Source organism: Undibacterium sp. Ji42W, from assembly GCF_049340405.1.
Classification (GTDB): Bacteria; Pseudomonadota; Gammaproteobacteria; order Burkholderiales; family Burkholderiaceae_D; genus Undibacterium.
In genome coordinates this window covers 273,209-285,949 of sequence record NZ_JBMPOV010000006.1, presented here as the reverse complement: position 1 = coordinate 285,949, position 12,741 = coordinate 273,209, and the positions used below count along the sequence as shown (strand labels likewise).

The 12,741-nt window shown below is 52.1% G+C and carries 11 protein-coding genes; 4 read left to right on the top strand and 7 right to left on the bottom strand.

Annotated elements, in window-relative coordinates; translation table 11 throughout:
- Window positions 1-243 precede the first annotated feature (243 nt).
- The gene (ssb, locus tag ACO0LG_RS15335; protein WP_162043522.1) at window positions 244-741 is read right to left on the bottom strand and encodes a single-stranded DNA-binding protein; all 498 of its coding nucleotides are present in this window, start codon (window positions 739-741) and stop codon (window positions 244-246) included.
- A gap of 34 nt (window positions 742-775) precedes the next feature.
- Window positions 776-1,960, bottom strand: a complete 1,185-nt coding sequence (locus ACO0LG_RS15330; protein WP_423028003.1) for an MFS transporter — start codon at window positions 1,958-1,960, stop codon at window positions 776-778.
- A 189-nt stretch (window positions 1,961-2,149) separates the two neighbouring features.
- Here ACO0LG_RS15330 and uvrA point away from each other — a divergent pair, with 189 nt between their 5' ends.
- The 3 genes from uvrA (at window position 2,150) to ACO0LG_RS15315 (ending at window position 7,098) form a co-directional block, all read left to right on the top strand.
- Window positions 2,150-5,089, top strand: a complete 2,940-nt coding sequence (gene uvrA / locus ACO0LG_RS15325; RefSeq protein ID WP_423027797.1) for an excinuclease ABC subunit UvrA — start codon at window positions 2,150-2,152, stop codon at window positions 5,087-5,089.
- Window positions 5,090-5,425: 336 nt separating this feature from the next.
- The gene (pth, locus tag ACO0LG_RS15320) at window positions 5,426-5,998 is read left to right on the top strand and encodes an aminoacyl-tRNA hydrolase (protein ID WP_423027795.1); all 573 of its coding nucleotides are present in this window, start codon (window positions 5,426-5,428) and stop codon (window positions 5,996-5,998) included.
- On the top strand, window positions 5,995-7,098 hold the full coding sequence (locus ACO0LG_RS15315) for a patatin-like phospholipase family protein (RefSeq protein ID WP_423027793.1): 1,104 nt from the start codon (window positions 5,995-5,997) through the stop codon (window positions 7,096-7,098). Before pth ends, ACO0LG_RS15315 begins: the two co-directional genes overlap by 4 nt.
- 11 nt (window positions 7,099-7,109) lie before the next feature.
- Here the strand turns inward: ACO0LG_RS15315 and ACO0LG_RS15310 are convergent, their stop codons facing one another.
- The 5 genes from ACO0LG_RS15310 to ACO0LG_RS15290 all read right to left on the bottom strand — a co-directional run bounded on the left by ACO0LG_RS15310 (window position 7,110) and on the right by ACO0LG_RS15290 (window position 10,852).
- Window positions 7,110-7,706, bottom strand: coding sequence for an ACP phosphodiesterase (locus ACO0LG_RS15310; RefSeq protein WP_423027791.1), 597 nt, complete (start codon window positions 7,704-7,706; stop codon window positions 7,110-7,112).
- Between the two features lie 59 nt (window positions 7,707-7,765).
- Entirely contained in the window at window positions 7,766-7,978 is a 213-nt protein-coding gene (locus ACO0LG_RS15305) for a hypothetical protein (RefSeq protein WP_423027789.1), read from the bottom strand.
- A complete protein-coding gene (locus ACO0LG_RS15300; RefSeq protein ID WP_423027788.1) occupies window positions 7,978-8,433 on the bottom strand; it encodes a hypothetical protein in 456 nt (151 codons plus the stop codon). Before ACO0LG_RS15300 ends, ACO0LG_RS15305 begins: the two co-directional genes overlap by 1 nt.
- A gap of 17 nt (window positions 8,434-8,450) precedes the next feature.
- The gene (locus ACO0LG_RS15295) at window positions 8,451-9,371 is read right to left on the bottom strand and encodes an SPFH domain-containing protein (protein WP_423027786.1); all 921 of its coding nucleotides are present in this window, start codon (window positions 9,369-9,371) and stop codon (window positions 8,451-8,453) included.
- A 182-nt stretch (window positions 9,372-9,553) separates the two neighbouring features.
- The gene (locus ACO0LG_RS15290; protein ID WP_423027784.1) at window positions 9,554-10,852 is read right to left on the bottom strand and encodes an MFS transporter; all 1,299 of its coding nucleotides are present in this window, start codon (window positions 10,850-10,852) and stop codon (window positions 9,554-9,556) included.
- A 144-nt stretch (window positions 10,853-10,996) separates the two neighbouring features.
- Here ACO0LG_RS15290 and ACO0LG_RS15285 point away from each other — a divergent pair, with 144 nt between their 5' ends.
- Window positions 10,997-12,682: an SgrR family transcriptional regulator gene (locus ACO0LG_RS15285; RefSeq protein WP_423027782.1), complete on the top strand. Its 1,686-nt coding sequence runs from the start codon at window positions 10,997-10,999 to the stop codon at window positions 12,680-12,682.
- Window positions 12,683-12,741 lie beyond the last annotated feature (59 nt).

Sequence of the window (12,741 nt, the reverse complement as noted above, 5' to 3'; positions counted from 1 at the left end):
GATCGAATACTGAGTGGCAGAGGTGTTTATGCCACTAATCCGATCAACTAAACTTGGGAATCTCTCACCTGACGATAAAAGAAGGTTGCGAACTACAAGTGCATGAGAACTCCCCCTTGTTTCCATCCAAAAAAGTTAATGAATAAATGGAATCATTAGAAATTATTTCGGATCGCATGTAAGCAAAAACCCACCCCTCGTAGAGGAAGTGGGTTCTTGTTTACATCTTAAAAAAGTTCGGGGTTAAAACGGAATATCATCATCCATATCCGAGAAATTCGGTGCCGGGCGTGAGGCTGGGGCCTGGCGTTGTTGTGGGGCTGCCTGTGGGCGTGGTGCTGGTGCACCTCCACCGCCGCCGCCGTAACCACCACCATCATCCATGCCTGCGCCGCCGCCCATGCCCTGGCGGCTGCCCAGCATTTGCATGCTGTCGGCCTTGATGTCGGTTGCGTATTTTTCTACGCCGTCTTTGTCGGTGTACTTGCGGGTGCGCAGGCTGCCTTCAACGTAGACTTGCGAACCTTTTTTCAGATATTGACCGGCGATTTCTGCCAGTTTGCCGAAGAAGGTAATGCGGTGCCATTCTGTCTGTTCTTTCTTTTCACCGCTGGATTTGTCTTTCCAGCTATCGGTGGTTGCCACGGTGATGCTGGTCATTGCATCGCCTGATGGCATGTAACGGGTTTCCGGGTCTCTCCCAAGGTTGCCAACGATAATGACCTTGTTCACTGATGCCATGTATTTCTCCTCATTTTTCCTGATACAAATTAATTTATGCCTTGACCGCAGGCACAGTTTTGCTGCGCTTGGGGATGTTAGGCATATTGATAGCGATTATAAGCCAGACCGCTGTCAGCACTGCACTTACGATGAAAACCGAGTTCGATGCCATATTCTGTTTAATCCAGCCCCCCAGCAAACCGCCACAGAACAGGCCCAGGGCCTGTAAGGTGTTATATACGCCCAGTGCCGCACCTTTGGCGGCTGGTGGGGCAATACGCGATACCAGGGATGGCTGGCATGCCTCCAGGATGTTGAAGGCAATAAAAAATGCAAACAGCAAGCCTACCAGCATGGCTGGAGATTGCAAGTATTGCCACAAACCAAGCTCAACCACCAGCAAGAGGGCGATTGCGGCAACAAAGACTTGTTTCATTTTGCCAAATTTTTCACCGATGAAAATCGCTGGCAACATGGCGATGAAAGAGGCGAACATGACTGGCAGGTAGACTTTCCAGTGTGCAGCCACCGGCAAATCCGCATATTGCACCAGTGCCGCTGGCACGACGACGAACATGGCCATCTGCGTCAGGTGCAGGGCAAACACACCGTAATTGAGGCGCATGAGTTCAGTATTTTTCAAGACCACGGACAGGGGTACGGGTTTATGGCGTATGGCGGGTGCTTCTGGCGTGATGAATAAGACAACCGCGATACCGACCAGTGACAAGACGCCGGTCATGGCAAAAATGCCACTCATGCCTATGCTTTGGTACAGCAAGGGCGCGGCAACCAGTGAAAACGCAAAAGTCAGGCCTATGGAGCCGCCCACCATGGCCATGGCCTTGGTGCGATGTTCTTCTCTGGTGGTATCGGCTATGAGGGCGGTGATGGCGGCGGAGATCGCACCTGCGCCCTGTATGCCACGACCGATGATGACACCAACTACCGTCGTTGCAGATGCGGCAACAAATGCACCCATCGCGAACAGCAACAGGCCAATGACGATGATGCGCTTGCGGCCAAACTTGTCTGAAGCTATTCCAAACGGGATTTGCCCAAATGCCTGGCTCAGGCCATACATGCCCATGGCGAGGCCAACCAGGCTGGCATTGTCACCATCAGGCAGGGTCTTGGCATGAATCGCGAACACGGGCAGGATGAGGAACAGGCCCAGCATGCGCAAGGCAAAGATGGACGCGAGGGAAGCACTGGAGCTGATCTCCTCACGGCTCATGCCAGCAGGCTCTTGCTCATTCAGGGCGGAAGCGTCGGAAGATGTTGCAATAGTCATATTCAAAAAGCTCGTCTAGTGTGTTTAGTTTGCGCAAAGCAAAGACGAGCCCGCGGTAATTTTCAAAACCCGTTATAGTATCAGGTTGCACGCCTACTTCCCCCAATTCGGCCCAAATTCAGCACAGAGATTATGACGACACGCACAAAAGCAGTAAAAGCGCCCAAACCGGCAGAAATCGACTTTGATGCCAGTGATGTTCAATTGGCACAAAAACGTGATTTGATACGCGTACGCGGTGCACGCACACATAACCTGAAAAATATCAGCATAGACTTGCCACGCAATAAGCTCGTGGTCATCACCGGCTTGTCTGGTTCTGGCAAGTCTTCACTGGCTTTTGATACCCTGTATGCAGAAGGTCAGCGTCGCTATGTAGAATCGTTGTCGGCCTATGCGCGCCAGTTTTTGCAGTTGATGGAAAAACCGGATGTGGACTTGATCGAGGGTTTGTCACCAGCCATCTCTATCGAGCAAAAAGCCACTTCGCATAACCCGCGTTCTACTGTTGGCACGGTCACCGAGATCCATGATTACTTGCGTCTGCTGTATGCGCGCGTGGGTACACCATATTGCCCTGATCACCCGGAAAACCCGCTGGCCGCGCAATCAGTGTCGCAAATGGTGGATGCCGTGCTGGCCATGCCTGACGACACCAAGCTGATGATACTTGCGCCTGTGGTTGCCAACCGCAAGGGTGAGCACATGGATTTGTTTGAGCAGATGCAGGCACAGGGCTTTATACGTTTTCGCGTGCAGAGCGGCACGCATGAAGCGAAGATTTATGAAGTCGATAATCTGCCGAAACTGAAGAAGACCGAGAAGCATACGATAGATGTGGTCATAGACCGCGTCAAGGTCAAGGCAGATATCAAACAGCGACTGGCAGAATCATTTGAGACTTGTTTGCGCCTGGCCAATGGCCGCGCCCTGATTGTGGATATGGATAGCAATCATGAGCAATTATTCTCGAACAAATTTGCCTGCCCTATTTGCGGTTATTCATTGCAGGAACTGGAACCGCGCCTGTTCTCTTTCAATAATCCCATGGGTGCCTGCCCTGAATGTGATGGTCTCGGGCATATAGAATTTTTTGATCCTAAGCGTATCGTCGCCTTCCCTAACTTGTCATTGGCCAGTGGTGCAGTCAAGGGCTGGGACAGGCGTAATCAGTTCTACTTCCAGATGCTGTCCAACCTGGCGGCTTACTATGAATTTGATATTGATACGCCTTATGAACAGTTGCCGGAATCGGCACAGCAAACGATATTGTATGGTTCAGGAAAACAGCAAATACCGTTTACCTATATCAATGAAAAAGGCCGTACCGTCATCAAGGAACACAGCTTTGAAGGCGTGGTCACGAACTTGCAACGCCGTTATCGCGAAACTGATTCCATGGCCGTCAAGGAAGAGCTGGCCAAGTTCATCAATGAAAAACAATGCCCGTCTTGCGATGGCGCACGCCTGCGCATAGAAGCGCGTTTTGTCAAGGTGGGAACAGGCAAGCAAGAGAAAGCGATTTACGATATCAGCGCCATGCCTTTGCGCGAGACCCTGCACTTCTTTGAGCATCTGAAACTCACAGGTTCCAAGCGAGATATTGCTGACCGCATCATCAAGGAAATCACGGCACGCCTGACTTTCCTGAACAATGTCGGCCTGGATTATCTGTCACTGGAACGCAGTGCCGATACTCTCTCTGGCGGCGAAGCCCAGCGCATACGCCTGGCATCGCAAATTGGTTCTGGCCTCACTGGTGTCATGTATGTACTGGATGAACCCTCTATCGGCCTGCATCAGCGCGACAATGACAGGCTCATCGATACGCTCAAGCATTTGCGCGATATCGGCAATAGCGTGCTGGTGGTCGAGCATGATGAAGACGCCATACGCTGCGCCGACTTTGTAGTCGATATGGGGATAGGCGCGGGCGTACATGGTGGTGAAATTATTGCCCAGGGTACGCTGGAAGACATCATGAGCAATACGCGTTCGCTGACTGCACAATATTTGAGTGGCGCGCTGGAAATTGCTGTGCCTAAAAAGCGCACGAAAGCAGACCCGGCCAAGCAATTGCTGATTGCCGGTGCACGCGGTAATAACCTCAAAAAAGTCTCAATGAAATTGCCAGTGGGTTTGCTGACTTGCGTGACCGGTGTTTCTGGTTCAGGCAAATCGACGCTGGTGAATGACACGCTTTACCACGTCGCGGCGCGTCACCTTTATGGTTCACAGACTGAACCAGCAACATTTGACCATGTCAGCGGCCTTGAGCATTTTGATAAAGTCATTTCTGTCGATCAGGCACCTATCGGTCGTACCCCACGTTCCAACCCTGCGACGTACACCGGTTTGTTCACGCCTATACGTGACCTGTTCGCTACCGTGCCAACGGCAAAAGAACGTGGCTACAGCGCTGGCCGTTTCTCATTCAACGTCAAGGGTGGCCGTTGTGAAGCCTGCCAGGGTGATGGCGTGATCAAGGTAGAGATGCATTTCTTGCCGGACGTGTACGTGCCTTGCGATGTTTGCCACGGCAAGCGTTATAACCGCGAAACCCTGGAAGTGCATTACAAGGGCAAGAACATCAATGAAGTGCTGGGCATGACCGTGGAAGATGCATTTGAATTCTTCAAGGTTGTTCCTATCATTGCGCGCAAACTGCAAACCCTGCTGGATGTGGGCCTGGGTTATATACGCCTGGGGCAGAGTGCTACTACCCTGTCGGGCGGTGAGGCACAACGCGTGAAGCTGTCGCTGGAATTATCCAAACGTGATACTGGCCGCACGTTGTACATCCTGGATGAACCGACCACAGGCTTGCACTTCCATGATATCGCCCTGCTGCTGAAGGTGATACACAGGCTGCGTGACCAGGGCAATACTGTGGTCATCATCGAGCATAATCTGGATGTCATCAAGACGGCTGACTGGCTCATCGATCTTGGTCCTGAAGGCGGTGCTGGCGGCGGCAAGATTATTGCGACAGGTACACCGGAAGAAGTAGCGGCTAATCCTGAGAGTGTGACTGGCAAATATCTTGCACCGCTGCTGAAGAAATCCAAATAAAGTAATGCGTTGATGTGAGGCGCTGTTCCTGAACAGGGAATAGCGCCTTTTTATTGATGTTGCGTTAGGCGGCACTCATTTTAATGACGACACTTTAGGCTTGGTTATAATAGTCTCCAATCCGCAGCACATCAGTTCTGCAATCACTAAAACAGGACTTACGCAAAATTGTCCCAGCAAGGCTATCGCTAAGGTAGCCTCCCTAGCAAGGGAGGCTCGTTATGTTGGCAGACAACATGTTGTCTGAAACCCCAACTACACCGTAGCGACGAAGACAGTCTTAGTACGCAGCTGGGGCGGTTTTGCGTAAGTCCTATACAAGATACCTGCTTAGCAATGACCATACGCCTGATCGTTGGCCTGGGTAACCCCGGCCCTGAATATGAACAAACCCGTCACAATGCCGGTTTCTGGCTGGTAGATCAATTGCCAGCCAGCCTGCAAAGGGACAAGAATTTCAATGCCCTGGTGGGCAAGACCCGCATCGCCAATCAGGAAGTGTGGCTGGTGGAGCCGCAAACCTTCATGAACCGGTCAGGGCAATCAGTCGGAGCGATCTGTCGCTTCTATAAAATCACGCCAGACCAGGTACTGGTCGTGCATGATGAACTGGATATCATGCCTGGCATTGCCAAGCTCAAACTCGGTGGCTCATCCGGCGGGCATAATGGCCTCAAGGATATTACGGCAGCTCTTGGCACCCAGGATTACTGGCGTTTGCGCATAGGCATAGGCCACCCGCGCAGCCTGAATTTAACGCAAGGTGTGGCCGACTTTGTCTTGCACAGGCCACGCAAGGAAGAACAGGGCCCGATAGACGAAGCGATCGCCAATAGCCTGGCTGTGCTACCCTTGCTGGTTGAAGGTAAATTCCCTGAAGCGATGATGCAGCTCCACACGACAAAATGAGTTCAGCGATACAAATCCACGCAGGCCGCAAAGCCTACGCTCACTTGCGTGAGCACGGCTTGCGCGCGCAGGACGTTGCCATTATTCCGGCAGCGGCTGGCGGCCCCAAGGGTTTGATATTGCAGGCTTTGGATCAATGGATATTTGGTGAATGGCTGCCGACTGCGCCGCGTGAACGCACACTGATTGGCGCCTCTATCGGCGCATGGCGCATGGCCGCGGCCAGCCATACTGACCCGGTAGCAGCGTTCCAGCGTCTGGGTGATTTGTATTGCGAACAGCGTTATCCTGAAAAACCTTCAGCCCAATATGTGACGCGGGAAATACAGAATCTCTTGCATGACTTTATTGGCGGGCATGAGGCAGAAGTTGTCAACCAGCCTTTGCACAGACTGCATTTGCTGGCAGTACGCGGGCGTGGCTTGTTGAGCGCCCCTAAATCTGTGCACAAGGCCAAGGCCGGTTTTGTGGCAGCGACCTTTGCCAACCTGGCTTCGCGTTCGCGTCTGGCCAGACACATGGACCGTGTGATTGTTGGCGATACGCGTGACCCGCTATTCTGGCTAAAAGCCAAATTCGATGGGTTTGATACCCACTTTTGTCCGCTGAAGACGGATAACCTGGGTTGGTCGCTGCTGGCATCTGGCACGCTGCCGCTGATCATGGAACCGGTAAGGAATATCCCGCATACGCCAGCGGGTACTTACTGGGATGGCGGCATCATTGATTACCACCTGGCCCTACCCTACTCTCGTGTGGCCGGCAGCAAGGATGGCGACCTGGTACTCTACCCGCATTTTACAGATCACATCGTGCCCGGCTGGCTGGACAAACCCATGCCCTGGCGTAGGGCTGGTACGGGTGTCAACCGGCAATGGCTGGATAATGTGATCATGGTATCACCATCACCCTCTTTCCTGAAGACGCTGACACGCGGCAAGCTACCGGATAGAAAAGATTTTTTTTACTATGGATTGAATCACGATTTCCGCATCCAGAACTGGAAGCTGGCGATCAGCGAAAGCGGACGTATGCGGGATGACTTTGCGGCATTTGTTGAAAAGCCAAATCTTGATCTGGTGCAGGCCTTGAATTTTTGAAACCGCCTTGACTATGATGGCAATTGCAGGCGACGCCCTTCCACATACTGTATAAGTTCAGGAAAAAATTCCTGAAAGCCTTTGCTCAATGCATCGTAGTTGCTCTGCAAATCACCCAGACCTGCGCGCAGCAAATCACCGTTCCTCGACAGCCTTTGCGAAGTACGCTCGACGGCAATTCTGACGCCATCAAATGCATGGTAAGAGCCCAGCCAGTCCTGGCTCAACATGCGCGGCAGGGCTGCTTGCAGATTATCAGGCAAGACTATCTTTGATTGCTCTTGCAGAGCGCGATAAAAACGCTGTATCAATTCCGCACGCGGAGCCGGGCTGTCCTGCGGCCAATGCTGGCTCAGAACATGATCATAAAAAATATCCAGCAAAATACCGGCGTAACGGCGGTGCCGATCCTGGAATAAAGCTTTCGCTTGTAGCACGATGGGGTGGCTGTCGGTATAGCTATCAACCAGTCTGTGCATCTGGATATCAGCCTGGATTTCAGGATGATAAAGTGCGGTGTCTTTCAGTTTGACAAAGTCACCGAGCAAGGCTCCCAGCATGGCGTGATCGCTATGCTGGGCCAGGTAAATGTGGGCGAGATAATTCATACGTGGGCCAAGTATATCGGTCTTTGTGCTTGCCTGCTGCCGCGTCCAGTTCTTTAGCTTTACTCTTCTGACTGCTCACTATCTTTGTCTGCGACATCAGTAACTGCCCTGGCAGTAGGCACATGCCGCCCCTGCTGTTTCAGCGCCTGCCTGAGCAAATACTCAACCTGGGCATTGGCACTGCGCAGCTCTTGTGCCGCCATGCGTTCGATCTCGTTCCACAACAGGGGATCGATACGCAGGGGGAAGGATTTTTTCCCTGGGCTTGCCATTAGCTGACATTCAATCGAGGCGTCAGATAACTGAGCAGGCGTTGCGGGTCTTGCGTACCAAGACGTATGCTTTTGCCATTGCGCATGCTCAGACGTATCGCCTGCTTGCCATGGGCGTTATACAGCATGCCCTGCCTGGTCCTGCGTATACCCCAGCCGTCAAGAAAACTGGTACTTGCCGGCTCTGCCAGACGGATATCTGCCAATGCGACCGTCCACACTGGCCAGCCCAGCCAGCCAAAACGCCATGACAGATGCGTTGCATCCACCCGTATGGTCAGGTTGCCCAGTATCAGCAATACCAGCAAATTAACCAGCAACACGATAAATGGAGCCCATGCTGCACGGGGGGCGCCAGCGACCATGTGTATGCCGATGTTAAACAGGCCCATCAATGGCATGAATATCCACAGAAATTTGAATAATTGTCTTTCCACATAAATAGGGTGTTGCATATACTTGGTCCAAGTTTTTAATTGTACAAAGTGCCGGTATTGATGACAGGCTGGGTCTCTTTATCTGAACACAGCACTACCAGCAGATTGCTGACCATGGCAGCTTTTCTTTCATCATCGAGCTCACATATCTTGCGCTCTGACAGTCCTTGCAACGCAGCTTCCACCATGCTGACTGCACCATGCACGATTTTTTTGCGGGCGCTGATGATGGCTTCTGCCTGCTGGCGGCGCAACATGACCTGGGCAATTTCTGCGGCATAAGCCAGATGGGTGAGCTTGGCGTCTTCGACATCAATGCCGGCTGCAGTGAAGCGCTTGTGCAATTCATCACGCATGGCACCGGCCACCACATCCATGCCTGCACGCAATGTAGTCTCGCCATCGGCAAGGTCTTCACCATCGTCATAGGCGTATTGGGTTGCCAGGTGGCGTATTGCAGCTTCAGCCTGGATGTTCACAAAACGTTCAAAATCATCGACATTGTAAATCGCCAGCGCTGTGTCCTGCACACGCCAGATAATGGCAGCACCAATTTCTACGGGATTGCCGCGCTTGTCATTCACTTTCAGGGGTGCAGTGTTCAAGGTACGGGCACGCAGGCTGAGCTTGCGTTTGGAGTAGAAAGGATTGACCCAGCGCAGGCCTTCGCTGCGGTCTGTGCCCTTGTATTGACCAAACAGCGACAGCAAGGCAGCTTCGTTCGGTTGCAGCATGTACAGACCCGTCAGGGTGAAAATGCCGACGACCACCACAGCAAGGCGCGCCATTACACCTGGCAAACTTGGCTGATCTGCACCAACAAGATCGATAAAACTGTAGACACCGCCTGCCACAAACAGCAGGCCGACAATAATCATGAAATAACCGTCAAGCGATGGGCGGGAGCGCTCTTGTATTAATTTTTTAGCAGTCGCTGGCACTGAGGTGGTACTCATACTTTCTCCTGATTGATGGCACTTTGAAATCAAAGTGATATCACTTTAGGGCGCAAGCATGGAAATGTCAAGACGGGAATAAAAATGTATGACAGCGACCAGGAATAACAAAAAGGCCACACTTATGGGCTCACTTCATTACGGGTGAGCCCTTTAAAGATGTAGTAAAAAAATGCTTAGGGTCAGGACAAGGGAAACAAATTCTTCACCCGGTTGCCGGCCAGCTGTTTGCTCGCCGCCAGCACGGAAAGACAGGGTCGTGGCTGGCAAACTTTGGGCATGGATTCTGGCTCAATAGCATGCGGTGTTACAGGTTTGCTACGGGTACCAGCGAAATACAAGAGTACGCCCAGCAAGGCTGCCGAGATCAATACCCAGAACATGACATCGCTATGGAAATGCGCCAGCAAAAAACCGCATATAACCGGATTAAGTGCAGCACCAAACATGGCCAGGCTTTGCGCGCCATAGTAACTGCCACGCCTGTCGGCAGGCGCAATCATGTCGATGAACATATATTCGCAAGGGATGACAATGACTTCGCCGACGGTGAAAGCCAGTGTTGCCACCACCCAGCTTAACGAACTGCTGGCATGCATGAAACCCAGCAAACCCACCGCATACAACATGGCACCCAGGCTGACCCAGCGGAACAAGTATTTTTGCTGCATGAGTTTACCCACCGGATATTGCAATACCACCACCGTCACCGCATTGGTGATGAGGATGAATGGCAGCAATTGCGCTGTCGCCTGCACCCCTTGGCTGACGATCAGGTATTGCGACAAGTAGCCGGAGACAAAACGGCCAAATACAAAGGAAGTCAGTACACTACCCGTAGTGAACAGAACCAGACGGCTGTCGCTTCTCAACACACGCATGGTCGCCTTGAAGCCTGCCGGGCTTGCTTTGACGTCAGAACCTGTCCTGGCTGTCGCAACCTGCCTGCCCAGCACCTGCGATGCCAGCAGAGAGAAACCTGCAGCCAGCCATAATGGCGCTGATATCTTGATGGCAAACAGCCAGGCACCCAGCACTGGGCCGAGGGCAAAAGCGACATTGATAAGTGTGTAGTTGAGGGCGAATGCTTTTGGCCTTTGATCTGGCGGCAATAAATCAGCCAGCATGGCTTTCAGGGAAATGCCGCGCAAGGTCAGTGCAGACTCTATGCACATCAATGCCAGCAAGGCGGTAAATGCATTCGGTGCTATCGTCAGCGACGCAGTACACATGGCGACCACCACACCCGCCAGTTTCATCAGTAAATTCTTGCTGACGCGGTCTGCCAGATAACCGGCATACAGGCTGAACAAAGTAGAAAAGAAAATACTGCCGCCCAGCACCCAGCCTATGACTTGCGGGTTGAGGCCAAGATGCTCATTCAGATACAGCGCCATGAAAGGCAGGGCCACTGCGCGCCCCATGACAAAGACAAAGGAACTGAATAAAAGCCGTATCACGGTTGCGGGAAAGCGGGACATCATCTTCCTTTTTTTTGGTCATTCAAACAGCAAGCGCTTGTTGATGTTGATGAGTATCTACAAAAAAGCAGAAACAAAAAATGGATATAATTTAAAAAATTTTTTCCTCTTTTATGTCTTCGTTATCGGGATAGACTATTCGCCATGAAACTGCTCGATCAATACCGCAAACTGCATGTCTTTTTGCAGCATCATGAACAACAGCCTGGCCTGCCAGCGCTAGCACTGGCCATGCATTGCAGTGAGCGCAATATGCGCAACCTGTTGGCGAAAATGCAGCAGCGTGGCTGGCTGGACTGGCAGGCGGGGCGCGGGCGGGGCAATCATTCGCAGCTTGAATTTTTGCAAACCCCGGATAGCCTCGCGCTGGATCATCTGTCTCAATATCTGGCACGCGGTGATCTGGAACAAGCCTTTGCCAGCCTGGATGATAACCAGCGCCAGCAACTGGCATCGCGCCTGCCTGATTATCTGGGCATGCCGGACAGTGCCTGCCGCAGCCTGCGCATGCCCTTGTTCCGCACGGTAGAAAGCCTGGACCCTTTAAAAGTATATGGCCGTCTGGAAGCGCATCTGGTGCGGCAAATCTTCTCGCGCCTGACGACGTTTGATCATGAGCAAAATGCCTTGCGCCCGGCTATCGCCCATCATTGGGAAAGTGAAAAAAATGGCAGCGTCTGGCATTTCTGGTTGCGGCCTGGATTGAGCTTTCATGATGGTGCTGAACTGGGCACTGAAGATGTCAAAGCCAGCTTCTTGCGCCTGCGTGATGAGTCGGCGATTTATCAGCGGCTGTACCATCACTTGCAGCATGTAGAAACTGGGGCCAGCCAGCGCGTGAGTTTTTATCTCGATCATCCTGATCAGTTGTGGCCAAATTGCCTGGCCACGGCCAATTCGTCCATCGTGCCGCGCCAGCGTGCGGCTGACTTTGCACGTTTCCCGGTTGGCAGCGGTGCATTTCGCGTAATACGCAACAATACCTATCAACTGACCTTGCAGGCTTTCAAGGATTATTATCGTGAACGCCCTTTGCTTGATGAAATAGATTTGTGGATGCTACCGCCACCATCCGGCCCGTCTGGATTTGATTTGCAGTTTGGTTATGCCAACCAGGATTGTTCAAAAAAACAAACCATCGCTGGCGCAGAATCCGGTTGCACTTACATCATCTGCAATTCTTCACGCAGTTTTTTTAAAACTACTGAACAAAGACTGGCACTGGCAGACTGGCTCGCACCTGAAACCCTGTTCGATCCGGAAGAGCGCAGCAGGAAACCAGCATCAGGCTTGTTGGCAATCTGGAAGCACCGCGTCGCCAAAAAACCAAAGTGCAGCAGCTTTAAGGCTGGCAGCAAATTACGCATGGTCAGTGGCCAGACCCCTGAAATGTTGTGTCTGGCGCAAGCGGTAAAGCAAAGACTAGAGGCTGGTGGCGTCACCGTCAACTGGACCAGCCTGCCCTATGATCAATTGCTGGCACGCGACTGGATGAAAGATGCAGATGTAGTCGTGACCCGTGAAATCATGCACGATGATCAGGATTTTGGTTGCTATGAATGGTTTGTTGCCGACAGCGTATTCCGTCGCTGGATGCCAGCCAGTGCGCTGAAACCACTGGATTCTGAGCTGATGAAAATAAAGGAACTGGCAGACAGCAAACGCCGCATGCTGGCTTATGCGCGGATAGGCAGACGCCTCGTCAAAGAAGGCTGGATGATACCGGTCTCACATGAAAACCAGCAAGTCAGCATCGCCCCGCATGTGGCAGGTGTGAGGATGACGCCGTTTGGCTTTGTGTCATTTAATGAACTATGGCTAAAGCATTAGCATTCGCATTGATCCTTTCTGAAGACATCATATAATTTGCTTTCTACGGTAAGATGCTG